We start from the raw sequence: 26,348 nt of genomic DNA, 5'->3' as shown, positions 1-26,348 counted from the left end.
ACATTACCTTGAATTTAAACGCTTTCCTTCGTTATCCGCAACTGGAACACGCACGCTATGAGTAAACCCATTGTGATGGAACGCGGTGTGAAATACCGCGATGCCGATAAAATGGCCCTTATCCCGGTTAAGAATGTGGCGACAGAGCGGGAGGCTTTGTTAAGAAAGCCGGAGTGGATGAAAATCAAACTCCCTGCCGACTCGACCCGCATTCAGGGTATCAAAGCGGCGATGCGCAAGAATGGCCTCCACTCTGTTTGTGAAGAGGCCTCTTGCCCGAACCTTGCGGAGTGTTTCAACCACGGCACCGCGACTTTTATGATCCTTGGCGCTATCTGCACGCGTCGCTGCCCGTTCTGCGACGTGGCGCACGGCCGTCCGGTCGCCCCGGACGCTAACGAGCCGCAGAAGCTGGCGCAAACCATCGCCGATATGGCGCTGCGCTACGTCGTTATCACTTCTGTGGATCGCGATGACCTGCGTGACGGCGGCGCTCAGCACTTTGCCGACTGCATTACGGCTATCCGTGAAAAGAGTCCGACCATCAAAATCGAGACGCTGGTGCCCGATTTCCGCGGCCGCATGGACAGAGCGCTGGAGATCCTGACCGCCACGCCGCCGGATGTGTTTAACCACAACCTGGAAAACGTGCCGCGTCTTTATCGTCAGGTGCGTCCGGGCGCGGATTATAACTGGTCGCTGAAGCTGCTGGAGCGTTTTAAAGAAGCGCACCCGGAAATCCCGACCAAATCCGGTCTGATGGTTGGCCTTGGCGAGACCAATGCGGAAATCATCGACGTGATGCGCGATTTGCGCGCCCACGGCGTGACCATGCTGACGCTGGGACAGTACCTGCAGCCGAGCCGTCACCACCTGCCGGTACAGCGTTACGTAAGCCCTGACGAGTTTGAAGAGATGAAAGCGGAAGCGCTGGCGATGGGCTTTACGCACGCCGCCTGTGGCCCGTTTGTTCGCTCTTCCTACCATGCCGATCTCCAGGCGAAAGGCGAAGAAGTGAAATAAGCGCGTAACAGATTGTTACCATAGGGCTTTGCCCACAAAAAAACCGGCCTCTGATGAGCCGGTTTTTTTTATGCCGCAGGGGCAGAAATTATTCTTTGTGAGAAAGACGTTCCGCCGGGGCTTCGGTCGCCGCAGGCGTTTTCGCGCCGGCCTCGTCGTCGTTCATCGCTTTCTTGAAGCCTTTAATCGCGGCGCCCAGGTCTCCCCCTAGCGTGCGCAGTTTTTTGGTCCCAAACAGCAGAACTACCAGTGCGGCGATCACGAGCAGTTTGGTAATACTAATTTCACCCATACTTACCTTCTTAGAAAATCTGGCGCCAGTCGGCGATGTCAAAGACCGTACTTATTAACGGTCATTTAAGCCCGACACACAATAGCAATCTGTAACGAGATGAATCAAGCGCTGGATAAAAAAACATCAAAATAATTCCGGCGCAGCGAAACGGCGATTTTTAAGTACCGGCAGCTGTTCGCGAACCTGCGCCACGCGCATTGCTGAAATCTCCGCGAAAATCAGATCCGGGCGCTCACCCGCCGCCGCGATCGTTACGCCAAGCGGGTCCACCACGCGGCTCTGCCCGATATTACGATTGCCGCACTCGCCGCTCGCCACAATATAACAGGTGGTGTCGAGCGCCCGCGCCGCGAGCAGCGTGGCCCAGTGATGCTCTTTGAGCGGCCCGCGTACCCAGGCGGCCGGGAGCGCCAGCACGTCCGCGCCTGCGAGCGCCAGGCTCAGCGCCATTTCCGGGAAGCGCAGGTCGTAGCAGGTCATCAGCCCGACCTTCATGCCTTCCACCTCAATCAACGGCGGCAGCGTGCTGCCGGCGTCCACCAGCCGCGACTCCTGCATCGCGAAGGCGTCATACAGATGGATCTTCTGATACTGCGCGATAATCTCGCCGCCGCGCAGCGCGATGAGCGTGTTGGCCGCCCTGCCCTCACGAGTGGGAGTGTGCAGCGTCAGAAGCGTTGTCAGGCGGTTTCTGGCGCTCTCCTCGCGTAACTGCCGGACATAGTCGCCATCCAGCGTCTGCGCCGATTTCACCGACAGCTCCGGGTCGCTGTCGCTGCGCGCCAGCAACGCCTCGGGCAGCACCAGCAATGCCGCATTCTGGCTGGCGGCGTTAGCCATCAGCTCCACGCAGGTTTGCGCGTTTTGTTGCGCGTCAGGCGTGACCGCGAACTGTCCAATCGCCACTTTCATTTCACTTTCCCCTTCCGGTAGCCAGCGCGCCTTTGCTGACGGTAAACTATTCGCCTTGCAAATAACATACTGACAAACGCCCCATGTTAAAAATTATGCTCGCGGTATTTCTCGGCGGCGGCGCCGGCAGCGTGTTGCGCTGGTGGCTCGGCCTGCGTCTGAATCCTGTACATCACGCCATCCCGATCGGTACGCTCACCGCCAACCTCGCGGGCGCGTTTATCATCGGCGCAGGGCTCGCGTGGTTCAACCGCATGACGCATCTGGACCCGATGTGGAAGCTCCTCATTACGACGGGCCTGTGCGGCGGCCTGACGACCTTCTCGACCTTCTCCGCTGAAGTGGTGTTTTTACTGCAGGATGGCCGCATCGGTTGGGCAGGGCTTAACGTGGCGCTGAACCTGTTTGGTTCGTTTATGATGACGGCGCTCGCATTCTGGCTTTTTTCTTCCATCAGCGTGCGCTAACCGACGCCTCGTTAATGTTAGCTTAATTTTTCTCTGCCACTATCGGCCTGTCGTCTGTGTCGGGAGGGGCTTATGAAAGCGCAAATGATGAGCTGGCTGGCGGTGTTATTCAGCGTTCTGGTGGTCGCGTTTTTTCTGAAAAGCTTTCTGTTTTACTGAGGTAAGGTAAAACGGCAGGCATAAAAAAACCCGCTGAATCAGCGGGTTTTGAAATTCTTGCTGTATGTAATTACAGAGCGATTACGTTAGCAGCAGAAGGGCCTTTGGCACCGTTAGTGATTTCGAACTCTACACGCTGACCTTCAGCCAGAGTTTTGAAACCATTGCTCTGGATCGCAGAGAAGTGTACGAACACGTCTTTGCTGCCATCTTCCGGAGTAATGAAACCGAATCCTTTGGATTCATTAAACCACTTAACGTTACCTTTAATCTTAGACATCAAAATTACCTTTACATGAAAAATCGACACAAATGCTGTGTCGGATATCAGTACATCAATTGTGGTGGCTTTTGTCCAGTCCAACTTTTAGAAAAAGTGATAAAAGTCGCGAACTTTTTTTGCCGTTGGGCTTGTGAGCCTTGTTTTGTCTGGCTTAGCGCATTTTCTTATGGCTGAAAATATTTTGCGCTTAAAACTGCAACCGGAGCCACGCGAAGTAAACGTTTCCGTTGTTGTAGGTGCCAGGGATGTATGTCATCTGGAAGGTCGCCGGTCCGTAGCCTACCGACGCCAGCGGCAACACCAGCGGAATCGGGATGTAATCCCAGTTATCACGCGCCGTCACGCCCACGGTATACCCCAGCCCCACATGGAACGCGTCGTCAGGCAGGGGGCGCCACGTCGCCTCCCAGCCGTAACCGGCGATAGGCTCCCATTTGTTGTAGGAGTCTTTAAACGCCATCACATACAGGCCATGCCAGTTGCCTTTTTCATCCCAGCGCGATTTACCGATACCCGCCCCCCAGGGGCGTTCGTTGTAGCGATCGGTTTTCTCTTTGTCATACGCGAAACGCGCATGCCAGGTGATGGCGGGAACATAGAGATCCACATGCTGCGGCTCGTTCCAGGTTTCGGCGATATTATCGCCAAGCACGGAGGCCCAGGCTTTCACGGTGCGTGGCGCTTCCAGCGCCGAGGCGTTCAGGGGAAATAATATCTGGCAGAAAAATACAAGAAAGGTCAGAAAGGATTTATTAACTACGGTCACGTCTTAATTACCACTGTTAGTATGAAGTCATATTTTACGCGATCCTGCCTCAATGAAGACTTAACCGACTGCCAGTTAATTCCTAAAGAGAGCCGGCAGCCGGACTGGAGGCGCTTTTTTCAGACGCTTCTTCCCCGCCAGCCCCCCCCCGGTAGCGGCCACTTCTCTTATTAATACGCCGGACGGAATAATGCCCGCCAATAACGGCTCCCCACGCGGCTCCCTAACGTAAATTCCACTGTTCCTGCGCTTGTGCGCCATTATCTGCGGCTCTGTCCAACCTTGTCGCTATGCAACCTATTAATTTATTGATAGTTTATTTAGCCGCAGTTCATCTTTGCGGCTAGCAGAGGGTTTATTGATGTGTATCAGATAACGCTCAGGGTAATTCAGGCACATTCCCCCGCATCATGCCTGCGCCACGCGCCTGACGTCGCCAGGTTATTTCTGCAGTCGCTCAACAGAGGCAATTATGGGAACAATACTGGAACTCCTCACAGGCGTCGTGGTTATTGTGGGAGTCGCGCGTTATATCATTAAAGGTTATTCCGCCACCGGCGTGCTTTTTGTCGGTGGTATTTTGCTGTTAATTATTAGCGCGCTAATGGGTCACGCGATATTACCGGCCAAAGAAACCAGCACCGGCTACGCCGCCAGCGATATTTTTGAATATATAAAAATTTTGCTGATGAGCCGCGGCGGCGATCTCGGCATGATGATTATGATGCTGTGCGGATTTGCCGCGTATATGACGCACACCGGCGCCAACGATATGGTGGTCAAACTCGCCTCCCGCCCGCTGCGTTATATTAATTCGCCTTATTTGCTGATGATTGCCGCCTATTTCGTCGCCTGCCTGATGTCGCTGGCTGTGTCGTCAGCGACCGGCCTTGGCGTTTTACTGATGGCAACGCTCTTTCCGGTGATGGTGAACGTCGGCATCAGCCGCGGCGCGGCGGCGGCTATCTGCGCCTCTCCGGCGGCGATTATTCTCTCCCCGACGTCAGGCGATGTGGTGCTGGCCGCGCAGGCCTCTGAAATGCCGCTTATCGATTTCGCGTTTAAAACGACGCTGCCGATTTCCATCGCGGCCATTATCAGCATGGCGATCGCCCACTTCTTCTGGCAGCGCTGGCTCGATAAAAAAGAGCACATCTACCACGAAACGCTGGATGTGAAAGATATCACCACTAACGCGCCTGCCTTCTACGCGATCCTGCCGTTCAGCCCGATTATCGGCGTGCTGATTTTCGACGGCAAATGGGGCCCGCAACTGCACATCATCACGATTCTGGTGATCTGCATGGTGCTGACCGCCGTGATTGAGTTTATCCGCTGTTTTGACAGCAAAACGGTGTTTGCCGGGCTGGAGGTGGCGTACCGCGGCATGGCGGACGCGTTTGCGGGCGTGGTCATTCTGCTGGTAGCCGCCGGTGTTTTCGCCCAGGGGCTCAGCGCTATCGGCTTTATCCAGAGCCTTATCTCCATCGCCACGTCGTTTGGCTCGGCCAGCATTATTCTGATGCTGGTGCTGGTCACGCTCACGATGCTCGCCGCGATGACGACCGGCTCCGGCAACGCGCCGTTTTACGCGTTCGTTGAGATGATCCCGAAGCTTGCCCACAGCGCCGGGATTAATCCGGCTTATCTGACGATCCCGATGCTTCAGGCCTCCAACCTGGGCCGCACCATTTCGCCGGTCTCCGGCGTGGTGGTGGCGGTGGCCGGGATGGCGAAAATCTCTCCGTTTGAGGTCGTTAAGCGCACGTCTGTGCCGGTGCTGGTTGGATTAATCGTCGTGATTCTGGCGACGCAACTGCTGGTTGCGGCATAATCGTCTGTCCTTAAGCGGAATCTGTCCGAAAAGCGCCCTCGCGGCGCTTTTTTTATGTTTAAATGACACACCCTTGTGATTTATCCCGTCGATTTCGGACCCATACTATGGTTAACAGGAAAGTTTTACTGGCTGCGGGCGCCCTGCTGGCAATGGCTGCGACGACCGCTGGCGCGCAGCCGCTGGAAGCGAAGCAGTATGGCGATTTCGATCGCTACGTGCTGGCGCTCTCATGGCAAACCGGCTTTTGCCAGAGCATGCACGAGCGCCAGCGCGATGAGCCCGCCGAATGCGCGCTGCAAAAAGAAGAAGACGATAAACGCAACTACCTGACCGTGCATGGCCTGTGGCCGGGGATGCCGAAAACTGTCGCCTTACGCGGCGTCGATGAGAAACGCTGGATGCGCTACGGCTGCGCCACGCGCCCAATTCCGAACATGCCGCTCGCCCGCGCCGATAAAAAATGCCAGGCGGCGGAAACCGGCCTGTCGCTGGAAACCGCGGAGAAGCTCAGCGAAACAATGCCGGGCGCCGGCGGCGACTCCTGCCTTGAGCGTTATGAATACGCCAAGCACGGCGTCTGCTTCGGCTTCGATCCGGACGCCTATTTCGGCACCATGGTGCGCATGAACAACGAAGTGAAGCAGAGCCCGATCGGCGCGTTTCTTGCCGCCAACTACGGCAAAGCGGTCAGCCGCCAGGCCTTTGATACCGCCGTCGCTAAAGCGTTTGGCCGCCAGAACGTGCGTGCGGTGAAACTCACCTGCAACGGCAATCCGGCTTACCTTACCGAGATGCAGATCTCGCTGAACGCCGCGAAGATCAACGCCCCGCTCACCGCCGATTCCTTCGCGCCGCAGCCGCATCCGGGGAACTGCGGTAAAAACTTTATCCTCGATAACGTCGGATATTGATCGATTACGCGGGCGCGATTATTCGTTGCGCTCGCGCCATTCGCGGATCATCTCCGCCGTCACCTCGCGTTTATAGCAGACTGGCGAAGCGCCGCCTTCCCGGCTCCAGGCGCTGCGCCCGCCGCAGGCACGGCCATTACGCATCGTGTTATAGGGGCACGGGCAGTTGCCGGAATAATCGTCTATCGACTCCTGAATAATCTGCTCTTTAACTTTATCATCGCTGAGCGCCGCCGCCGCAGGCGACGCATACCACATCGCCAGCAGCGCCAGCGCGACCAGAGTTGTTTTACGAATCATCATTTGCGTCCATGTAAAAAAATCGCGCCATTGTGGCGCGATCTGTCTCGCAAAAAAGACTGTTACGTCACATCCTGAAATCCTTCACGACGCCTGTTTGTACACCCGCGTTTCCCAGGCGCGTAACCGGTGCGGCTCCTGCGTGTCGCCGAGATTCGCCAGTACGCAGAACGCGCCGTCGAGCGACAGCGCCCCTGCATCATATTCCGCGGCTTTGCCGGAGAAATTACACAGCACCACTACCTGTTCATCGCCCAGCACGCGGCGGTAGGCGTAAATCTGTTCGTGATCGTCAAGCAGCGTCTCATAGCGCCCGTAAATCAGCGCCGGCTCGCGCTTTCGCAGGTGGATCATCTGCCGATAAAAGTTCAGCACCGAATGCGGATCGTGCTGCTGGCTTTCAACGTTGATCATCTCGTAGTTCGGATTCACCTTCAGCCAGGGTTCATGGGTGCTGAAGCCCGCATACGGCGACGCGTCCCACTGCATCGGCGTGCGGGAGTTATCGCGCCCGGTGCGCGTCAGGAATTCGACAATCTCCTCTTCGCTCATCCCCTGATCCCGCAAATCGCGCGCTTTGTTATGGGCCGAGACGTCGTCAAAATCATCAAGGCTCGCAAAGCGCGTATTGGTCATGCCGATCTCCTGGCCCTGGTAGATAAACGGCGTGCCCTGCATCAGAAAATACATCGCCGCGATGCAGGTCGCGCTTTCGCGCCAGTGACGCTCGGTATCGCCCCAGCGCGACACCACGCGCGTCACGTCGTGGTTTTCCACATAGAGCGCGTTCCAGCCTTTGCCTTCCAGCGCCTGCTGCCAGGCGGTGAAGATGTTACGCAGCACGGCGGGCGTCGGGCGCAGGCCCGCCTGCGGCTCCCAGAGCCGGACATGCTCGAACTGAAACACCATATTGAGCCGTCCGCGGTTTTCGCCCACCCACTCTTCCGCGTGAGCGGCGTCCAGCCCGTTCATCTCGCCCACCGTGACGATGTCGTAGTGGTTAAAGACGTTGCGGCAGATATCGTCCACATAATCGAGCAGACCGTCGTAATTGAGGTGCGACACCATCGACGGCGCATAGGGCAGTTTTTCCGGGTTGGGCACGTCGCTTAACGTCGGTTCCTTTTTCATATGCGCGATGGCGTCGATGCGAAACCCGTCGATGCCTTTATCCAGCCACCAGCGCATCATGTCGTAGACGGCGGCCCGCATCTCGTGGTTTTCCCAGTTAAGATCGGGCTGGCGGCTGCTGAACAGATGCATGAAATACTGACCGGTCACGTCATCACGCTTCCAGGCCGAGCCGCTGAAAATCGATTCCCAGTTATTCGGCTCCGCCCCGTTTTTGCCGTCACGCCAGATATACCAGTCGCGTTTGGGGTTATCCGTCGAGGCGCGCGATTCGAGAAACCACGGGTGCTCGTCAGAGGTATGATTCACCACCAGGTCGAGGATCAGCCGCATGCCGCGCTGATGCACGCCCTCCAGCAGCCGGTCGAAATCGGCCATGGTGCCGAACTCCGCCATGATCCCCTGATAGTCGCTGATGTCGTACCCGTTATCGTCGTTGGGCGACGGATACATCGGGCAGATCCAGATAAGATCGATACCCAGATCTTTCAGGTAATCGAGCTTTTCGATAATGCCGTTAAGATCGCCAATGCCGTCGCCGTTGCTGTCTTTAAAGCTGCGCGGATAAATCTGGTAGGCCGTCGCCTCTTTCCACCAGCGGCCTTTTACCTGCGTCGATGCTTCGCTCATTACCCCTCCTGATGAATTAACAGCGCAAAAGATTCATAAGGTTGCAGTTCCAGGCTCACGGCGAGCTGGTCACGCGGCGCATAGTTGCTGATAAGGCATTCGCCGTGCCACGCCTGCATCGCTTCCGGAATGGGCAACGTGATGGCGTTGCCGAAAAAGTTGTTAATTACCAGCAGCGTGTCGCCCTCGTAGCGACGCACCCAGGCGAACACTTCCGGGTGCTCGGCAAACAGCATCTGATAATCGCCATACACCAGAATCGGGTACTGTTTACGCAGCGCCACCAGCTTTTGATAGTGCCAGAGAATGGAATCGGGCTCGGCCAGCGCCTGCGCCACGTTAATCTCGCGATAGTTCGGGTTAACGCCGAGCCACGGCACGCCGGTGGTAAAGCCGCTGTTCGGGCTCTCATCCCACTGCATCGGCGTGCGGGCATTGTCGCGGCCGTTGGCGTAGATACCGGTCATCATCTCATCATGCGTCAGGCCGCCTGCAATCAGTTCCCGGTAAAAATTGAGGCTCTCGATGTCGCGATACTCTTCAATGGAGGAGTAACGCACGTTGGTCATGCCGATCTCCTCGCCCTGATAGATATAGGGCGTGCCGCGCAGGCAGTGGAGCGCGGTGGCGAGCATTTTCGCCGAGACCTCACGAAACTCGCCGTCATTGCCGAATTTCGACACCGCGCGCGGCAGGTCGTGGTTACTCCAGAACAGCGAGTTCCAGCCGCGGTCGGCCAGCGCCGTCTGCCACTTATCGATCACCGCCTTAAAGCGCGACAGCTCGAACGGCCTGCTGCGCCACTTACCGGCTTTTTCATCCCAGGTCTGTTTGATATGTTCAAACTGAAACACCATCGAGAGTTCCCGGCGTTCCGGATCGCTGTAGAGCAGCGCGTCTTCCGGCGTGGCGCTCCAGGCTTCGCCCACGGTCAGCGAATCGCGCGGGCCGAATGTGGCGTCATGCATCTGGCGCAGCAGCACATGCAGGTGCTTGCCGTTCGCCATGATCTGCCGGTCCACCTCTTTGCCGATTAAATCGATAACGTCCATGCGAAAACCGCCGATGCCTTTATCCAGCCAGCGGTTCATCATCGCGTGGATCTCCTCCTGCACGCGCGGGTTTTCCCAGTTCAGATCCGGCTGGCGCACCGAAAACTGGTGCAGATAATATTCGCCGCTCGCCTCGTCATACGCCCAGCCGCTGCCGCCAAAATGCGAGCGGTAATCATTCGGCGGGCCGCCGTCCGGAGCCGGTTTGCGCCAGATATAGAAATCGCGGTACGGGTTATCTTTGCCCTTTTTCGCCTCGATAAACCACGGGTGCTCATCGGAAGTGTGGTTCACCACCAGATCCATCAGGATATAGATATCGCGCGCCTTCGCTTCCTGGATCAGCTGCTCCATCTCCGCCATCGTGCCGAACTCCGCGGCGATGTCGTCGTAATCGGAGATATCGTAGCCATTGTCGTCCATCGGCGATTTATAGACCGGCGAGAGCCAGATAAGGTTGATGCCAAGCTGTTGCAGATAGTCGAGCTTGCTGATGATCCCCGCCAGATCGCCCACGCCGTCGCCGTTGGCGTCCATAAAGCTGCGCGGGTAGATCTGGTAGACCACCGCGTTATGCCACCACTTCTTGTCGATTGCTTTCATCACGCTCCCTTAATGCTGGGTTTTCGGGCCGCTTAAGCGCGCAAACGCGTTGCCCGCGCTGTCGAAAAGGTAACAGTGTTCCGCTGGCAGTTTCAGCCCCAGATGGTGCTCAGGCCGGACTTCCAGCCTCTCAGTATGGCGCATGACCAGCGGTTCTGCGCCATAACCGCCATTCACATAAACCAGAGTTTCATTACCCATATGCTCAACGAATAGCACTTCGCCTTCCACGTCCGCTTTCGCAAGCGTCATGATCTCCACATGCTCCGGGCGAATGCCAAGCTGCACCGCGTCGCCCTCCTGCCCGGCGACGGCCTGCACCGGCAGCGTCAGGCGCAGGCCGTTTTCCAGCTCCACCTCGCAGGCGTGCTCCATCACGCGCAGCATTTTGCCGGGGATCAGGTTCATCTTCGGCGAGCCGATAAACTGCGCGACAAACACGTTGGCCGGGGTGTCGTAAAGCGCAAGGGGCGTGCCGACCTGTTCAATCTGGCCCTGATTGAGAACGACGATGCGGTCGGCGAGCGTCATCGCCTCCACCTGATCGTGCGTGACATACAGAATGGTGGCGTGAATGCGCCTGTGCAGCGCCGCTATCTCCATGCGCATCTGCACGCGCAGCGAGGCGTCAAGGTTCGAGAGCGGTTCGTCGAAGAGAAACAGGCTCGGCTCGCGCACAATCGCGCGGCCTATGGCCACGCGCTGGCGCTGGCCGCCGGAGAGATCTTTCGGGCGGCGATCCAGCAGGTGCTCCAGCTGTAAAATCCGCGCGCTTTCGCGCACCCGCTCGTCAATCTCCTTCTCCGGCACCTTCGCCATTTCAAGCGCGAACGCCATATTCTGGTAGACCGTCATATGCGGATAGAGCGCATAGGACTGGAACACCATGCCAATGCCGCGCTCCGACGGCGAATCGTCGTTGACCCGCTGGTCATCGATATACATATCGCCGTCGGTTATCTCCTCAAGCCCGGCGACCAGGCGCAGCAGCGTCGATTTGCCGCAGCCGGAGGGGCCGACCACCACCACAAATTCGCCGCTGTTGATCTGTAAATCGAGCGGCTTAATCACTTCGGCATGGGTGCCGTAGCGTTTCTGGACTTTCTCTAAACGAAGTTGCGCCATGATTTACCCCTTAATCGCCCCGCTGGTCAGCCCGCTGACGATGCGTTTCTGGAAGATAATCACCAGAACAATAATGGGCAGCGTCACCACCACCGACGCGGCCATAATGCTGCCCCAGGGCAGCTCGTAGCTTGATGCGCCGCTGAACATACTGATGGCGACCGGCACGGTGCGTTTGTCGCCCGAAATAATAAACGTCAGCGCGAACATGAACTCATTCCAGGCGCCGATAAACGCCAGCAGCCCGGTGGTCACCAGCGCGGGCGCCAGCACCGGCGCAAAGACGCGGCGAATAATGGTGCCGGTTTTCGCGCCATCGACAATCGCCGCCTCTTCCAGCTCCACCGGAATCGACTTCATAAACGTCGTCAGCACCCAGACGGTGAACGGCAGCGAAAACGTGGTGTAGGAGATAACCAGCGCGCCGAGCGAATCGTAAAGCCCGAGAAAGCGCACCAGTTCAAACATGCCCGTCAGCACCGCCACCTGCGGGAACATCGAGACGCAGAGAATGGTAAAAAGCAGTACGCGACGCCCGCGAAACGGCACGCGCGCCAGCGCAAAGGCGGCAGTCACCGACACCAGCAAACAGAGGCCCACCGTCACCACCGCCACCAGCACCGAGTTCAGCAGACTGCGGGCGATGCCGTTATCCACCAGCGCCACCACATAGTTATCCCAGTGCCAGCTGTTCGGGAAATAGGCGGGCGTAAACAGCTCCTGGCCCGCGCGCAGCGAGCTAATAATGGCGTAATAGAAGGGAAAAACGCAGAACAGACAGGCCATCAGCGCGCCGATGTAAATCACCGCTTTATGCCCTGCCCTGCGCTGCCAGCGCGTGATTTTCATCAGTTTTTCTCCTTGTCGTTTAAGCGCGCGACGCGGATAAAGCAGGCCGCGATGCCCGCCACCATCATAAAGACCAGCACCGAGGCCGCGGAGCCCATGCCCATATCCTGATAAGAGACAATCTGCTCGCGAGCGTAACCGGAAATCGACATCGTCGCCTCGCTGTTGGAGGTCAGCACGTAGATGAGATCGAAGATACGCATTGAATCCATCACGCGGAAAATCAGCGCCACCACCAGCGCGGGCATAATCAGCGGCAGCGTGATGCGCTTAAAGCGCTGCCAGGGGCTGGCGCCGTCCACTTTCGCGGCCTCGTAAAGATCCGCCGGAATCAGCTGTAGCGCCGCCAGCAGCATCAGCGCCATAAACGGCGTGGTTTTCCAGACATCGGCAATCACCACCGCCCACATGGAGAGCGACGGCTCGGCAATCCATGCGAGATGCGACGGCAGGCCGATTTTGCCGAGCAGATCGTTCACTACGCCGTACTGATCGTGGAACATCCAGCCCCACATTTTGGCGCTGACGATTGTCGGGATGGCCCACGGAATGAGAATGGCGGTTCGCACCAGCCCCTGCCCGCGGAATTTCTCGTTCATCAGCAGCGCCAGCAGCATGCCGAGCAGCAGCTCCAGCGCCACCGAGGTGAACGTAAACCACAGGGTATTGCCCACCGCCTGCCACCAGAGCGGGTCACTCAGCACGCCGATGCTCACACCATCCTTGCGCGCAAAGTAGTTCGCGATGCCCACCATCTGGTAATCCTGGGGCGCGTCAAGCATGGCGTTGGTGAAGCTAAACCAGATGGTGCGAACCAGCGGCCAGCCCGCCGCCAGCGCCAGCAGGAGCAGCGAGGGCAGCACCAGCCCCCACGCCACGCGCCGACGGCGCTGATGCCAGGAGGCGTTGTGCCGCCGGGGAGCCGGCGGCGACGTAAGGCTATCGGATTTCATAGGCGCTCCGTTGAGCATGTTGAGGGACACGATGATGTAGCACCTCTCCCCGGCCTTTTCGCGCAGGCGCGAGGAGTTTGAACGGCGGGTGCGCGTGGCTTACCCGCCCTACGAACTCGCAACTGGTTTTTGTAGGGCGGGTAAGCGAAGCGCACCCGCCACCGAGAAAACCAGCGCATCGTATGCAGGGCGGTATGCCACGCGCACCCGCCAGCCGCCACGCCATCCAAACCTTACCGCCAGCCGGTGCCCTTCGCGCGCGTCAGACGCTTTTGCATATCCGCCGCCGCTTTCTTGCCATCCTCTTTGCCGTTCAGCACGCTAAACGTCACGTTGAAAATAGCGTTCGACACGCGCGGATACTGCGCTTTGGTCACCGTCGCCGGGCGCGGCACGGCCTGGGCGAAGATATCGCGGAACTGGGTCAGCTCCGGCGCAATCGCCAGCACCTCTTTGTTCTCATACAACGCCACGCGGGTCGGCGCATGGCCGAGGATCTTCAGACGCGTCGTCTGCGAATCGTCATCGCTTAAGATTTTCAGCAGCGCGATGGCGGCTTGCGGGTTTTTGGTATTAGCGTTAATCGACCACTGCCAGCCGCCGAGCGTCGTCGCCTGGCGACCCTCCGGCCCGGCGGGGAGCTGCATCACGCCCACTTTGCCCTTAAGCGGGCTGTCATCGGCCTGCGATAGCTGCCAGACATACGGCCAGTTGCGCATAAACAGCGCGTCGCCGTTCTGGAACACGGTGCGCGACTCTTCCTCTTTGTAACCCAGCACGCCCTTCGGCGTGATTTTGCCCATCCAGCCGCGCGCCATATCCAGCGCCTGCGCCGCTTTCGGGTTATTAATGGTCACGTTCCCTTTTTCATCGACAAACGTGCCGCCGCCGTATGAATCGATCCACTCCAGCGCGTTACAGGTCAGTCCTTCGTAAGATTTCCCCTGGAAGATATACCCCCAGAAATTCTTATGTCCCGCCTTGCGCTCCTCCGCCTGGATTTTCGTGGCGATGCGCGCCATCTCGTCCCATGTTTTCGGCGGCTGCTCTTTGTATTTTTCCAGTAAATCTTTGCGATAAAACAGCACGCCGGTATCGATATACGACGGCACTGCTTTCAGGCGTCCGTTGACGGTGTTGTTCTTCCAGGGACCGGGGAAAAAGTCTTTTTCCATGCCGCCCATCGCGTCGGTGAGATCGAGCGTCTGCTTATCCAGCAGGCCTATCCAGATGGTGTCGGACTGAAACACGTCCACCGCTTTCTCATCTTTGGCGGCGAAGAGTTGTTGCAGCAGCGCCAGCTTTTCATCGGAGGCCGCCGGGAACTCAATAAACTCCAGCTGATTGCCGGTCTGTTTCTCGAAACGCTCTTTGATGTGCTGGCAGTACTGTTTGCCGCCGGGCGAAACGGGGCACTCCATGCGCAGGGTATCGGCAAACGCGAAAGGGCTGGTGCCCGCCAGCGCCACGGTCAGAAAAGTGAAGGTGAGCTTTTTCATGATGTCCTCTTATGCACTGAACAGGGTGCGGAGGCGTTGCGCCGCCGCCTACAGCGCGATGTACGGCAAATCATCACGATCCTAAGCTAGTTAAGGTTATGGAATAGCGGCAACTTCGCGGCGACTTCACGACAAAAAAGCTCGATATAGCCAACAAATCTGGCGATTTAGTGAAAAAAACGGTCCGGAAAGTTTGACAGATGCGCGAGGCGGGATATGCGCAGACGGAAGGAAAAGCGCCGTGCATGCAGGAGTTTGACGGTGATCTCAAAATGTTAATAAATATGACAGACCCTGTTTACAAGCCGCCACATGTTATCGGTATCATGTTACCGGTATCAGTGAGAAAACCGCCGACCAGGCTACGGTTTCACTGTACCCCTATTGAGGACGATAACGATGACAGAAACCACTTACGCTTATGACGCCGGTACGCTGCTGGGCATTGCCGCCGGGGCCGTCGTACTGCTGCTGATACTTATCATGCGCTTTAAAGTGCATGCTTTTCTTGCGCTTACCCTGGTCAGTATTGTTGTGGCGCTGTTGACCAAAGTGCCATTTGATAAAGTCGTGCCTACGCTGCTAACAGGCTTTGGCAGTACGCTTGCGGGCGTCGCGCTGCTGGTGGGCATCGGCGCGATGATAGGCCGTCTGCTGGAAGTCTCTGGCGGCGCGAAAGTGCTGGCCGATACGCTGATTAACAAATTTGGCGAACACCGCGCGCCCTTCGCGCTCGGAATCGCCTCGCTGCTGTTTGGCTTCCCGATCTTCTTTGACGCAGGTCTGGTCGTCATGCTGCCGATTATCTTCAGCGTGGCGAAGCGCTTTGGCGGTTCGACGCTGAAATACGCCTTCCCGGCGGCGGGCGCGTTTGCGGCCATGCATGCGCTGGTGCCGCCGCATCCGGGCCCGGTTGCCGCCAGCGAACTGCTGGGCGCCAATATCGGCCTGCTGGTGATCGTCGGTCTGATTATCGCTATCCCCACCTGGTATTTCGGCGGTTATCTGTATGGCCAGTACGCCGGTAAAAAATTCGATATCAAACTCCCCTCCTCGTTCCTTGGCGAAGTGGACGCCGATCCGACGCATCGCCCGCCGTCCTTCGGCATGGTGTTAACGATCCTGCTGCTGCCGCTGATGCTCATTTTTCTCGATACCGGCCTGAACACCGCCAAAGTGCTGGGCTGGATCAGCGCCGACAACAGCGTGGCGAACTTCCTGCGTATGCTCGGTAAAACGCCGGTCGCGCTGCTGATCACCGTCTTCTTCGCGCTGATGGTCTTTAGCCGCAACCACAGCCGCCAGCATCTGGAGAAAATCTGCGACGGCGCGCTTGGCCCCATCTGCGGGATTATTCTGGTGACCGGCGCGGGCGGGATGTTCGGCGGCGTGCTGCGCGCCAGCGGCATTGGCGACGCGCTGGCGGGCGTGCTTTCCGATACCGGTATGCCGGTTATTCTCGCGGCGTTTGTTATCTCCACCGCGCTGCGCGTGGCGCAGGGCTCGGCGACGGTCGCGCTGACTACCACCGCCGCGCTGGTCGCGCCGATGGTGCAGGCGACGCCGGGCTTAAGCCAGTTTGATCTCTGCTTTATCGTTATCGCCATCGCGGGCGGCGCGACGGTGCTCTCACACGTCAACGACTCCGGCTTCTGGCTGGTGGGCCGTTTCCTTGAGATGGATGAGAAAACCACGCTGAAAACCTGGACCGTGATGGAAACCCTGCTGGGCTCCATCGCCTTCCTGCTGGCGGCGGTGGGCAGCATCCTGCTTTAAGCCCCGTTTCGTGAGCTGGCTCACTTCAAACGGCGCGCAAGGCTGAGTATCATCCCCTGACGCGGACCCTCATCGTTTTGACGGTGAGGGTTTTTCTTTGGACGCTGGTTAGCGGCGAAACGCCGCCTGATTCAATGACATGGAGTAACAAATGTCCCGACCTGCCCTTATCATCAACGAACTCGATGCTGAACGTCTCGACAGTCTGCTGGAGCAGCCCACGTTCGCGCGTCTGCCGGTGGCTGACGCGCTGAACGATGAACTGGATCGCGCCCGGATGGTCAGCCCGCAGGCGATGCCGGAAGATGTGGTGACGATGAACAGCCGGGTGAAATTTCGCGATCTGGCGAGCGGCGAAACCTACGAGCGCCTGCTGGTCTATCCGCAAAACGCGGGCAGCAGCCCGGAAGCGCTGTCAGTCATGGCGCCGGTGGGCGCGGCGCTGCTGGGCCTGCGCGTGGGCGACGCCATCCGCTGGCCGCTGCCGGACGGCAGCGAAACGCATATCGAAGTGCTGGAACTGCTCTACCAGCCGGAAGCGGCGGGCGAATACCGTCTTTAAACGCCCCGGAGCGGTAAAAAATAAGAGGATGCCAGGGCATCCTCTTTCTGTTTTTAGTTGCTGAAAATTACGGCTGCAACGGCGCGTTCATCAGCGCGGTGACTTTCTCACGCGCGGCCTCCGGCGTCGCGGCGCCCGGCACCAGAATCACTTTGCGGCACTCCTCTTCGCGCTTCTCGAAAATCTTATAGCCCCGCGCGGCATCTTCCAGCGGCAGATAGTGCGTGACTATCTCTTCCGGCGTCAGCAAGCCCTGCTCGATAAGCGGCAGCAGCTCCGGCAGAAACGCATGGACGTGCGTCTGGCCCATCTTAAAGCTGATGCCTTTATCGAACGCGTCGCCAAACAGGAAGCCGTGGATAAAGCCCGCATAGACGCCCGGCACGCTTACCACGCCGCCGCGACGCACCGCCGCGATGCACTGGCGCAGCGCTTTGCCGCTGCTGCCTTCAATTTTGAGATTCGACAGTACGGTTTCGGTCAGGCTGCCTTTGGCCTCAAAGCCGACCGCATCGATAACGGCGTCCACGCCGCGGTTGCCCGGCGTGTTTTCAATAATAAACGCCGCCGGATCGTCGTTTTCATCGAAGTTGATCGGGATAACGCCGTAACGCTCTTTCGCAAACGCGAGACGATAATCGTTATGGTCAACCATAAAGATCTGTTCTGCGCCGAGCAGTCGGGCGCAGGCGGCGCTAAGCAGCCCCACCGGGCCCGCGCCGTAAATCGCCACCTGGGAGCCTTTCTGCACCTGACCATTTTTCACCGCCTGCCAGGCCGTCGGCAGGATATCGGAGAGGAACAGCGCTTTATCGTCAGAAAGCACCGGCGGCACTTTAAACGGCCCGACGTTGCCCTTCGGCACGCGCACATACTCCGCCTGGCCGCCCGGAATGCCGCCATAAAGGTGGCTGTAACCGAACAGCGCGGCAGGCGCCGGGATCTGCTTTTTATTCAGCGCCGCGCCGGTGCCTTTGTTGGTGGTTTCACAGGCGGAATATTGCTGTAACTTGCAGAAGAAACAGTCGCCGCAGGCGATTACGAAGGGGATCACCACGCGGTCGCCCTTGCGGATATCCTTCACCGCGCTGCCGGTTTCCACCACTTCCCCCATAAATTCATGGCCGAAAATATCGCCGTGATGGACCTGCGGGATTTTGCCGCGATAGAGATGCAAATCGGAGCCGCAAATCGCGGTCGCCGTGACGCGCAGAATAATATCGTCCTGCGCCTCGATAATCGGGTCCGGGACATTTTCGACCTTAACGTTATGCGGCCCGTGGTAGGTTAACGCCTTCATTACGACCTCCTGGCAGACGGTAAAAAGAGACAGGTTCCAGTGCGAAAGTTCATCTGGTCTACACCAAGGGTAGTCTGGATGGGCCGTGAGCCGCCGGATCCGCCGCCAGCGCGGCGGCTTTAAGAGTTTTCCTGGCGAAAGCCGCTGCGTAAAAAAACGCAAATTTGTCGCATGAATAAAAGTATCCATGACAAAAACAGGGTTTAATAAGCGCGTAGATAACCGCTAAAGGAGGAGTGACGATGTACAACACGATTCTGATGCCTGTCGATGTGTTTGAAATGGAACTGAGCGACAAGGCGATTCGCCACGCGGAGTTTCTGGCGCAGGAGGACGGAATTATTCATCTGCTGCATGTGTTGCCGGGCTCGGCGAATCTGAGCCTGCACCGCTTCGCCGCCGATATCCGCCGTTTTGAAGAGCATCTGGAAGCCGAGGCGAATCAGCGCCTGCAAACCCTGAAGCAACATTTCACCCTGCCGGAATCGCGCCTGCGCAGCCATGTTCGTTTCGGCAGCGTACGCGATGAGGTTAACGCGATGGCGCAAGAGTTGCATGCCGACGTGGTGGTGATTGGTTCTCGCGATCCGTCGATCAGCACGCATCTGTTAGGCTCGAACGCCTCAAGCGTGGTGCGCCACGCCCATGTGCCGGTATTTGTGGTGCGTTAAGTTTCGGGGATTAATGGCGGGTGCGCTGCGCTTACCCGCCCTACCTATCTGTGAAGTTAAACGTAGGGCGGGTAAGCGCCAGCGCACCCGCCAGTTACCCCACACCAGCTCACCTCATCCGCCAATAAAAAAGCCGCCCCTGAGGGCGGCTTTTACGCAGGTGTCTTACTTTCTTGTTATGCGGTTTTGGTGCGAATCAGATAATCAAACGCGCTCAGGGAGGCTTTCGCGCCCTCGCCGGTGGCGATGATGATCTGTTTGTACGGCACGGTGGTGCAGTCGCCCGCGGCGAATACGCCCTTCACGCTGGTCTCGCATTTGGCGTCGATGATGATCTCGCCCATGCGGTTACGCTCGATAGCGCCGTCAAGCCAGGTGGTATTAGGCAGCAGACCAATCTGCACAAAGATCCCCGCCACTTCCAGATGCTTCACAGAGCCCGTTACGCGATCCTGATAATCAAGGCCGGTCAGTTTCGTGCCGTCGCCTTTCACTTCGGTGGTCATCGCATTCAGAATGATGTCGACGTTTTTCAGGCTGCGCAGTTTATCCTGCAACACCTGGTCGGCTTTCATCTCCGGCGCAAATTCCAGCAGCGTTACGTGCTCAACGATCCCCGCGAGGTCGATAGCCGCTTCCACGCCGGAGTTACCGCCGCCGATCACCGCGACGCGTTTGCCTTTAAACAGCGGGCCGTCGCAGTGCGGGCAGTAGGTCACGCCTTTGGTGCGATACTGATCTTCGCCAGGCACGCCCATGTTGCGCCATTTCGCGCCGGTCGCCACGATCACGCTGCGCGCTTTCAGCACCGCGCCGGACGCCGTTTCAATCTGGTGCAGGCCGCCTTCGCTCGCCGCCGGAATCAGCTTCGTCGCGCTCTGGGTGTCGATAACGTCAACGTCGTAATCATCCACATGCGACTTCAGCGCGCCCGCCAGTTTCTGGCCTTCGGTTTTCGGCACAGAGATGTAGTTTTCGATGTCTACGGTGTCCAGCACCTGGCCGCCGAAACGCTCGCCCATCAGGCCGGTACGAATGCCTTTACGTGCGGAGTAAATCGCCGCCGCCGCGCCCGCCGGGCCGGAGCCGACAATCAGCACGTCGTAAGCGTCGCGCTGGTTCAGCTCTTCCGCCGCGCGTTTTTCAGCGCCGGTATCCACTTTCGCGACGATTTCCGCAAGCGTCATACGGCCAGAGCCGAACTCCACGCCGTTCATGAACACGGCCGGCACGCCCATGATGTTGCGATCGGTGATTTCATTCTGGAACACCGCGCCATCAATCGCCGTGTGTTTAATGCGCGGGTTCAGGACTGACATCAGGTTCAGCGCCTGCACCACGTCCGGGCAGTTGTGGCAGGAGAGCGAGTAGTAGGTTTCAAACTCGAAATCGCCGTCCAGGTCGCGGATCTGCTCCAGCAGAGCCTGCGCTTCTTTCGACGGATGACCGCCGGTCCACAGCAGCGCCAGCACCAGCGACGTAAATTCGTGACCCAGCGGAGAGCCTGCAAAGCGCGGACCCTGCATGGAACCCGGGTTGGTAATCAAAAATGAAGGTTTGCGCGCCGCCAGCGTGTTGTCTTCCCGGAAGGAGACTTTGTCGGACAGCTCGGCGATTTCCAGCAGCAGTTCTTTGATCTCTGCCGATTTCGCGCTGTCATCCAGCGTGGCCACTAACTCAACAGGTTTTGTCAGACGCTCAAGATAGGCCTTGAGCTGGGTTTTCATGTTTGTGTCGAGCATAATTTTCTCCTGAGCTTACGCTTCCTCATTTAAGCCGCCTCAGTGCAGCGACGCCGCGATGCAACTTAAATGAGAGCGCGTAAAAGCGTTTTCAAAAAAACGGGTGCAAGACTGCACCCGTGATAATGCCTTTTTCCGAGTATTTCGCGTTACAGGAAGGCGGCAAGCTTAGGAATCCCCGGGAGCTTACATCAGTAAGTGACCGGGGTGAGTAAGCGCAGCCAACGCACCTGTAGCGTGAAAGACGACAGAAAAAATTAGATTTTGCCAACCAGGTCCAGAGACGGAGCCAGAGTCGCTTCGCCTTCTTTCCATTTAGCCGGGCACACTTCGCCTGGGTGAGAAGCTACATACTGAGCCGCTTTGATTTTACGCAGCAGGTCAGACGCGTCACGGCCGATACCTTCAGCAGTGATTTCGATAGCCTGGATAATGCCCTGCGGGTCAACGATGAACGTACCGCGGTCAGCCAGACCTTCGTCTTCACGCATGATTTCGAAGTTACGGGTCAGGGCGCCAGTCGGGTCGCCGATCATCGCGTATTTGATTTTCGCGATGGTGTCGGAGCTGCTGTGCCACGCTTTGTGGGTGAAGTGGGTGTCGGTAGAAACGGAGTAAACGTCTACGCCCAGTTTCTGCAGCTCTTCGTGATGGTCAGCCACGTCGCCCAGTTCGGTCGGGCATACGAAAGTAAAGTCAGCAGGATAGAAGAAGAATACGCTCCAGCGGCCTTCCGTGTTTTTCTCGGTAACTTCGATGAACTCACCGTTTTTGAACGCCATGTTTTTGAAAGGTTTGATTTTGGTGTTAATCAAGGACATCTATACTTCCTCCGTGTTTTCGATGGGATGTAAGGTATCGAATTTTCGTAACCCAGGCCAATGCGTTTGCGTTATCAAATCAATAAGCAATAGCTAACAACCGATCCGGGCCAACCTTAGTGAACGTTTCTCGCCGTCTCGCGAAAAAATAAAAAAGCCACCTCAACGGGCGGCCTGAGCGCTGAGATACCCGCAGGCCACAGCAGAGCCAGCGTACTGGCGAAAGCGTTGCGCGCGGTGTTTTGCTGCGCAGACGTTCCTTCGATTAGAACACTCCCCTGCCCAAAGGGCAACGGACGCAAAGATTATTCCTGCCTATGGCTGTGATAGGGAGCGCTTTACAGGAATTGTCCTCGCCGGGTATGTGAAGGCGGGCCAGTTTTTCAGATTCCGCCCCGTCGCGTCTGCGCAAAAACATCACTTTTATCTATTATTTACTGAGAACGGATAACCCACAAAAATCCCCTTTCGTCTCGTTGCGAGGCTGCCATGGCAAATTTGCAGGATTTGAAGAAATTCGATCTCAATCTTCTGGTGATCTTCGAGTGCATCTATTTATATCGCAGCGTCAGCAAGGCGGCGGAAGCGCTGTTCCTGACGCCGTCGGCGATAAGCCAGTCGCTACAGCGCCTGCGCAACCAGCTTAACGATCCCCTCTTCGTCCGCTCCGGCAAAGGGATTACGCCCACCACCGTCGGCACCAATCTGCACCACTATCTGGAAGATAATCTTAATCAGCTTGAGCAGACCATTAACATTATGCAGGGCGCGCCGCTGCGTAAAAACTTCGTGCTCTACTGCCCGCCCGCGCTGGCGGCTGACCATTTGCCGGACCTGGTCAGCGCGTTTCGCGAACATTATGATTTCGAACTGGAGCATTACGACACCTCGCTTGCCAGCGAAACGGCGGAAGATCTGCTGGCTTATCGCAAAGCGGATCTGATCATCGGTATGGCGCCGGTGACCAGCCATTCGGTGATTTGCAAACACTGTTTTAGCGAAGAGACGGTGCTGGTGTGCAGCGAAAAGCACCCGCGACTGGGCGAACATGCTGACAGCGCAGCGCTGGCGCAGGAAAAGTTCACACTGTTTAACGGCCCTGCCGAGGGGCAGAAACATTACCATGTGAAATCGGCAGAGCTTATCGGCGAGCGGCAAATTGCGTTTACCAGCAACTCGCTGTCATCGATCATGGCGATAATCGGCAGCACCGATTTTATCGGCATCCTGCCCGCGCCAACGTTACGGCGTTACGGTCAGGTGTTCGGGTTGCGGCCGGTGAAGCTGAACTTCAGCCTGCCGCAGTATGATTATTACCTTATCTATAACCGCTCATCGTTAACCAACGCATCTTTCGTGAGCTTTGCGTCGCTCATCGAGCAGCACTTCCTGCGCGACGTGCCGGCGGCGCAACGCCGCAGCGCGGCATCGCCCGATCAGCCCACGCTATAACCGCGCCAGACGCTCCGCGGCGGCGAGCAGCGTCGCCTCCTGTTTGGCGAAGCATAAGCGAATCAGCTTGTGCGGGAACGGGGCGTCGCAGAACACCGACAGCGGAATGGCGGCGACGCCCGCCTCCGTGGTCAGCCATTCGCAGAAACTCACGTCATCAAGCGTTGAGATAGCGCTGTAATCCGCCAGCAGAAAATAGGTGCCTTCGCAGGGCAGGATCTTAAAGCGGCTGTCGCCGAGCGCCTGAATGAAACGGTCGCGGCGCGCCCGGTAGAAATCCGGCAAATCAAGATAATGCGCAGGCTCGGCGCGCAGCATATCCGCCAGCGCCAGTTGCGCAGGGGTATTAACGGAGAACGTCAGATACTGGTGCACTTTGCGAAGCTCGGCGCTGAGCGCGGCAGGCGCCACGCAGTACCCCACCTTCCAGCCGGTCATGTGATACGTCTTGCCGAATGACGACACCGCGATCGCCCGCTCGCGCAGCTGCGGATGCGCCAGCACGCTGGCATGGCCCTCTTCGGCAAAGCAGATGTGTTCATAGACCTCATCGCTCAGCACATAGATTTCACGCTCCGCGATAGCCGCCCACAGCGCGGCGAAATCCGCGTTGCGCCAGACGGTGGCGGACGGGTTATGCGGCGTGTTGAGGATAACCAGCCGGGTGCGATCGGAGAGCAGCGCGGCGAACTGCGCCCAGTCCACGCGAAAATGCGGCGGCGTCAGCGCGATGCGCTTCAGCACCCCGCCGGACAGCGCCACGGCGGGCGCGTAGCTGTCGTAGCTCGGATCGAAGCAGATCACTTCATCGCCAGGGCGCACCAGCGCGGTAATGGCCGCGTAGAGCGCCTCGGTGGCCCCCGCCGTGACGGTGACATCGCTGTCGGCATCCGGGCGATGGCCGTAGAGCGCCCCGGTTTTATCGGCAATCGCTTCACGCAGCGCCTGCACGCCCGTCATCGGCGCGTACTGGTTCGCGCCCGCCGCGACATGGTGCGCCAGCCGCGCCTGTAAATAGCGCGGGCCGTCGAAATCCGGGAAGCCTTGCGACAGGTTAATCGCCTGGTGCTGCTGCGCCAGCGCGCTCATGCGGGTGAAGATGGTCGTGCCCAGCGCGGGCAGTTTGCTTTCTGGCGTCAACGGGGTATGGCTCATAACGGCTGATCCTTTCGCGCGGTGTCGTGTTGTTTTGGTGTTATCTGTCTGTTGCCGACACTATAACACGATGCTACTCTCTGGCAATCAAGACGCTTAGACGTCTAAACGCTAACGATATGCCTGCGGGGATGCGATGAGTAAAGAGAGCCAACTGCAAGAGCTGGTGGCCGCCTGTCACTGGATAGGCGCGAAGGGCTGGGCGCCCGCTACCGGCGGCAATATGTCGCTGCGCGAAGACGCGCGCTGGTGCTGGCTGAGCGAATCGGGCAAGGATAAAGGCAGCCTGACGACAGACGATTTTCTGCAGGTGGAGATTGCCACTAACCTCGCGCCGTCCGGCCGTAAACCGTCTGCCGAAACCGGCCTGCATACCCTGATTTATCGCCTGTTCCCGGAGGCGAATTGCGTGCTACATGTGCATACCGTTAACGCGACGGTGCTGTCGCGCGTGGAGAAAAGCGACGCGCTTCATTTGTGCGGCTACGAGATGCAGAAATCGCTGGCAGGACAAATTACGCATCTTGATGATGTGCCTGTTGCCATTTTCGATAACGATCAGGATATTGGTGGTCTGGCGGAGCGCATTGCGCGTCACCACCGCCAGTTCCCGCTGCGCTACGGGTTTCTGCTGCGCGGCCACGGGCTGACCTGCTGGGGGAGCGATGTCGCCGTCGCGCGTCGCCATCTGGAGGGGCTCGAATTTCTGTTTGAATGTGAAATGCAGCGACGCCTGCTGGAGAGAGCATGATCCGCGCCATAGTTACCGATATTGAAGGCACCACGACCGATATCCGCTTCGTTCATAACGTCCTCTTCCCCTATGCGCGCGAGCGTCTGGAGCGTTTTATCCGCTCAGGCGAGCAGCGCGAACCGGTGAATCTGCTGCTTAACGAGCTGCGCGGCGAGATCCACGCGCCCGCGGCGTCGGTGGATCAGCTGATTGAAACGCTCTTCAAATTTATGGATGAAGACCGCAAATCTCCCGCCCTGAAATCGATTCAGGGCTATATCTGGCGCGAAGGTTACGTCAACGGCGATTTCACCGGCCATCTCTACCCGGATGTTGTGCCCGCCCTGCGCCGCTGGAGCGATCAGGATATCGATATTTACATCTACTCCTCCGGCTCCGTACCGGCGCAGAAGCTGCTCTTTAGCCACAGCGATCATGGCGACGTCACGGAGCTTCTGAGCGGCTTTTTCGATACCCACGTCGGCGCCAAACGCCAGGTGTCGTCGTACCGCAATATCTCCATGAAGACCGGCGTGCCGGTGCATCAGCTGCTGTTTCTCTCGGATATCCGCGAGGAGCTGGACGCCGCGCGCGAAGCGGGCTGGAAAACAGTCCAGCTGATCCGCGGCGAGCCAGATACGCAAAGCACCCACCGCCAGGTGTCCAGTTTCGATGACATTCACCCGGAGCAGATCCCGACATGAGCGCACTGACGATTTTTGCCGATAACGGTGCCAGCGAACCGCTGTGGCAGAGCACCGACGCCGACGCTATCCGCGAACAGCTTAACGCGCAGGGCGTGCGTTTCGAACGCTGGCAGGCCGACCGCGATCTGGGCGATAACCCGACGCCGGAGGCGGTGTTGACCGCCTATCAGCACGCGATTGACCAGCTGGTGGCGGAAAAAGGCTACCAGAGCTGGGATGTGATCAGCATGCGCGCCGATAACCCGCAGAAAGAGGCGCTGCGCGGCAAGTTTCTCAATGAGCATACCCACGGCGAAGACGAAGTGCGGTTTTTCGTGGAAGGCGCCGGGTTGTTCTGCCTGCATATTGGCGACAAGGTGTATCAGGTGTTGTGCGAGAAGAACGATTTGATTTCGGTGCCCGCCGGAACGCCGCACTGGTTTGATATGGGCTCGCAGCCGCATTTCACGGCGATCCGCATTTTCGATAATCCGGAAGGCTGGATCGCGAATTTCACCGGCAGCCCGATAGCCGAAGCGTACCCGCGCCTGGCATAGCGCATATATGGCGGGCAAGGTAACGTGGCGGGTGCGCTACGCTTACCCGCCCTACATAAATCCATAGACTCAATGTTCGTAGGGTGGGTAAGCGAAGC

Annotated in this window: 26 protein-coding genes; 11 read left to right on the top strand and 15 right to left on the bottom strand. The window is 58.0% G+C overall.

Going from position 1 to position 26,348, the window contains the following annotated elements; genetic code table 11:
* Positions 1-57: 57 nt before the first annotated feature.
* Positions 58-1,023 (top strand): lipoyl synthase, encoded by a 966-nt coding sequence (lipA, locus tag AFK65_RS05750; protein WP_007699869.1) that lies wholly within the window; start codon positions 58-60, stop codon positions 1,021-1,023.
* Between the two features lie 88 nt (positions 1,024-1,111).
* On the opposite strand, the gene tatE is transcribed toward lipA, so the two are convergent.
* On the bottom strand, positions 1,112-1,315 hold the full coding sequence (tatE, locus tag AFK65_RS05745) for a twin-arginine translocase subunit TatE (RefSeq protein ID WP_007699872.1): 204 nt from the start codon (positions 1,313-1,315) through the stop codon (positions 1,112-1,114).
* A 126-nt stretch (positions 1,316-1,441) separates the two neighbouring features.
* Positions 1,442-2,230: a deaminated glutathione amidase gene (locus AFK65_RS05740; protein WP_038857738.1), complete on the bottom strand. Its 789-nt coding sequence runs from the start codon at positions 2,228-2,230 to the stop codon at positions 1,442-1,444.
* A gap of 83 nt (positions 2,231-2,313) precedes the next feature.
* On the opposite strand from AFK65_RS05740, the gene crcB reads away from it, so the two are divergent.
* Positions 2,314-2,697, top strand: a complete 384-nt coding sequence (crcB, locus tag AFK65_RS05735) for a fluoride efflux transporter CrcB (protein WP_007699877.1) — start codon at positions 2,314-2,316, stop codon at positions 2,695-2,697.
* A gap of 229 nt (positions 2,698-2,926) precedes the next feature.
* Here crcB and cspE read toward each other — a convergent pair whose 3' ends face one another.
* Together cspE and pagP are read right to left on the bottom strand one after the other, a co-directional pair.
* A complete protein-coding gene (gene cspE / locus AFK65_RS05730) occupies positions 2,927-3,136 on the bottom strand; it encodes a transcription antiterminator/RNA stability regulator CspE (protein ID WP_002439184.1) in 210 nt (69 codons plus the stop codon).
* Between the two features lie 190 nt (positions 3,137-3,326).
* A complete protein-coding gene (gene pagP / locus AFK65_RS05725; RefSeq protein ID WP_007699880.1) occupies positions 3,327-3,905 on the bottom strand; it encodes a lipid IV(A) palmitoyltransferase PagP in 579 nt (192 codons plus the stop codon).
* A 472-nt stretch (positions 3,906-4,377) separates the two neighbouring features.
* Between pagP and dcuC the strand changes: the two genes are divergently transcribed.
* Complete coding sequence (dcuC, locus tag AFK65_RS05720; protein WP_050569313.1) at positions 4,378-5,739, top strand: anaerobic C4-dicarboxylate transporter DcuC; 1,362 nt, start codon at positions 4,378-4,380, stop codon at positions 5,737-5,739.
* A 107-nt stretch (positions 5,740-5,846) separates the two neighbouring features.
* Positions 5,847-6,653, top strand: a complete 807-nt coding sequence (gene rna / locus AFK65_RS05715) for a ribonuclease I (RefSeq protein ID WP_038857745.1) — start codon at positions 5,847-5,849, stop codon at positions 6,651-6,653.
* An 18-nt stretch (positions 6,654-6,671) separates the two neighbouring features.
* Here rna and AFK65_RS05710 read toward each other — a convergent pair whose 3' ends face one another.
* The 7 genes from AFK65_RS05710 to AFK65_RS05680 form a co-directional block, all read right to left on the bottom strand.
* A complete protein-coding gene (locus AFK65_RS05710) occupies positions 6,672-6,953 on the bottom strand; it encodes a hypothetical protein (RefSeq protein ID WP_007701137.1) in 282 nt (93 codons plus the stop codon).
* An 84-nt stretch (positions 6,954-7,037) separates the two neighbouring features.
* Positions 7,038-8,714 carry a glycoside hydrolase family 13 protein gene (locus AFK65_RS05705; RefSeq protein WP_038857746.1) on the bottom strand — a complete coding sequence of 559 codons (1,677 nt, stop codon included), beginning with the start codon at positions 8,712-8,714 and terminating at the stop codon, positions 7,038-7,040.
* Entirely contained in the window at positions 8,714-10,369 is a 1,656-nt protein-coding gene (locus AFK65_RS05700; RefSeq protein ID WP_007706703.1) for a glycoside hydrolase family 13 protein, read from the bottom strand. The genes AFK65_RS05705 and AFK65_RS05700 overlap by 1 nt, the downstream gene beginning before the upstream one ends.
* 9 nt (positions 10,370-10,378) lie before the next feature.
* Complete coding sequence (locus AFK65_RS05695; protein WP_038857748.1) at positions 10,379-11,494, bottom strand: ABC transporter ATP-binding protein; 1,116 nt, start codon at positions 11,492-11,494, stop codon at positions 10,379-10,381.
* Between the two features lie 3 nt (positions 11,495-11,497).
* Complete coding sequence (locus tag AFK65_RS05690) at positions 11,498-12,343, bottom strand: carbohydrate ABC transporter permease (protein WP_007706701.1); 846 nt, start codon at positions 12,341-12,343, stop codon at positions 11,498-11,500.
* Entirely contained in the window at positions 12,343-13,296 is a 954-nt protein-coding gene (locus AFK65_RS05685) for a carbohydrate ABC transporter permease (RefSeq protein WP_038857749.1), read from the bottom strand. Before AFK65_RS05685 ends, AFK65_RS05690 begins: the two co-directional genes overlap by 1 nt.
* 233 nt (positions 13,297-13,529) lie before the next feature.
* Positions 13,530-14,795 (bottom strand): ABC transporter substrate-binding protein, encoded by a 1,266-nt coding sequence (locus AFK65_RS05680; protein WP_038857750.1) that lies wholly within the window; start codon positions 14,793-14,795, stop codon positions 13,530-13,532.
* A gap of 399 nt (positions 14,796-15,194) precedes the next feature.
* Here AFK65_RS05680 and AFK65_RS05675 point away from each other — a divergent pair, with 399 nt between their 5' ends.
* The gene (locus AFK65_RS05675; RefSeq protein ID WP_038857753.1) at positions 15,195-16,571 is read left to right on the top strand and encodes a GntP family permease; all 1,377 of its coding nucleotides are present in this window, start codon (positions 15,195-15,197) and stop codon (positions 16,569-16,571) included.
* Positions 16,572-16,722: 151 nt separating this feature from the next.
* Entirely contained in the window at positions 16,723-17,133 is a 411-nt protein-coding gene (gene rnk / locus AFK65_RS05670; protein WP_038857755.1) for a nucleoside diphosphate kinase regulator, read from the top strand.
* Between the two features lie 67 nt (positions 17,134-17,200).
* Here the strand turns inward: rnk and AFK65_RS05665 are convergent, their stop codons facing one another.
* Positions 17,201-18,433, bottom strand: coding sequence for a zinc-dependent alcohol dehydrogenase (locus AFK65_RS05665; RefSeq protein WP_007706681.1), 1,233 nt, complete (start codon positions 18,431-18,433; stop codon positions 17,201-17,203).
* A 242-nt stretch (positions 18,434-18,675) separates the two neighbouring features.
* Between AFK65_RS05665 and uspG the strand changes: the two genes are divergently transcribed.
* Positions 18,676-19,104, top strand: coding sequence for a universal stress protein UspG (uspG, locus tag AFK65_RS05660; RefSeq protein WP_007706679.1), 429 nt, complete (start codon positions 18,676-18,678; stop codon positions 19,102-19,104).
* 176 nt (positions 19,105-19,280) lie between these two features.
* Here the strand turns inward: uspG and ahpF are convergent, their stop codons facing one another.
* Positions 19,281-20,846, bottom strand: a complete 1,566-nt coding sequence (gene ahpF / locus AFK65_RS05655) for an alkyl hydroperoxide reductase subunit F (RefSeq protein WP_007706676.1) — start codon at positions 20,844-20,846, stop codon at positions 19,281-19,283.
* A 257-nt stretch (positions 20,847-21,103) separates the two neighbouring features.
* Positions 21,104-21,667, bottom strand: a complete 564-nt coding sequence (gene ahpC / locus AFK65_RS05650) for an alkyl hydroperoxide reductase subunit C (protein WP_007706673.1) — start codon at positions 21,665-21,667, stop codon at positions 21,104-21,106.
* Between the two features lie 489 nt (positions 21,668-22,156).
* On the opposite strand from ahpC, the gene citR reads away from it, so the two are divergent.
* A complete protein-coding gene (gene citR, locus AFK65_RS05640; RefSeq protein ID WP_038857756.1) occupies positions 22,157-23,119 on the top strand; it encodes a DNA-binding transcriptional repressor CitR in 963 nt (320 codons plus the stop codon).
* On the opposite strand, the gene AFK65_RS05635 is transcribed toward citR, so the two are convergent.
* Positions 23,114-24,274 (bottom strand): pyridoxal phosphate-dependent aminotransferase, encoded by a 1,161-nt coding sequence (locus AFK65_RS05635; RefSeq protein WP_007706657.1) that lies wholly within the window; start codon positions 24,272-24,274, stop codon positions 23,114-23,116. The two genes, citR and AFK65_RS05635, sit on opposite strands and share 6 nt — an antisense overlap.
* Positions 24,275-24,410: 136 nt before the next feature.
* Here AFK65_RS05635 and AFK65_RS05630 point away from each other — a divergent pair, with 136 nt between their 5' ends.
* The 3 genes from AFK65_RS05630 to AFK65_RS05620 are packed head-to-tail and all read left to right on the top strand — an operon-like array spanning position 24,411 to position 26,250.
* Complete coding sequence (locus AFK65_RS05630) at positions 24,411-25,025, top strand: methylthioribulose 1-phosphate dehydratase (RefSeq protein WP_007706653.1); 615 nt, start codon at positions 24,411-24,413, stop codon at positions 25,023-25,025.
* The gene (gene mtnC / locus AFK65_RS05625) at positions 25,022-25,711 is read left to right on the top strand and encodes an acireductone synthase (RefSeq protein ID WP_007706651.1); all 690 of its coding nucleotides are present in this window, start codon (positions 25,022-25,024) and stop codon (positions 25,709-25,711) included. The genes AFK65_RS05630 and mtnC overlap by 4 nt, the downstream gene beginning before the upstream one ends.
* Positions 25,708-26,250 carry a 1,2-dihydroxy-3-keto-5-methylthiopentene dioxygenase gene (locus tag AFK65_RS05620; protein WP_007706649.1) on the top strand — a complete coding sequence of 181 codons (543 nt, stop codon included), beginning with the start codon at positions 25,708-25,710 and terminating at the stop codon, positions 26,248-26,250. The genes mtnC and AFK65_RS05620 overlap by 4 nt, the downstream gene beginning before the upstream one ends.
* Positions 26,251-26,348 lie beyond the last annotated feature (98 nt).

Source organism: Cronobacter universalis NCTC 9529 (genome assembly GCF_001277175.1).
GTDB classification, from domain to species: Bacteria; Pseudomonadota; Gammaproteobacteria; order Enterobacterales; family Enterobacteriaceae; genus Cronobacter; species Cronobacter universalis.
This window is presented reverse-complemented; position numbering and strand designations above follow the sequence as displayed.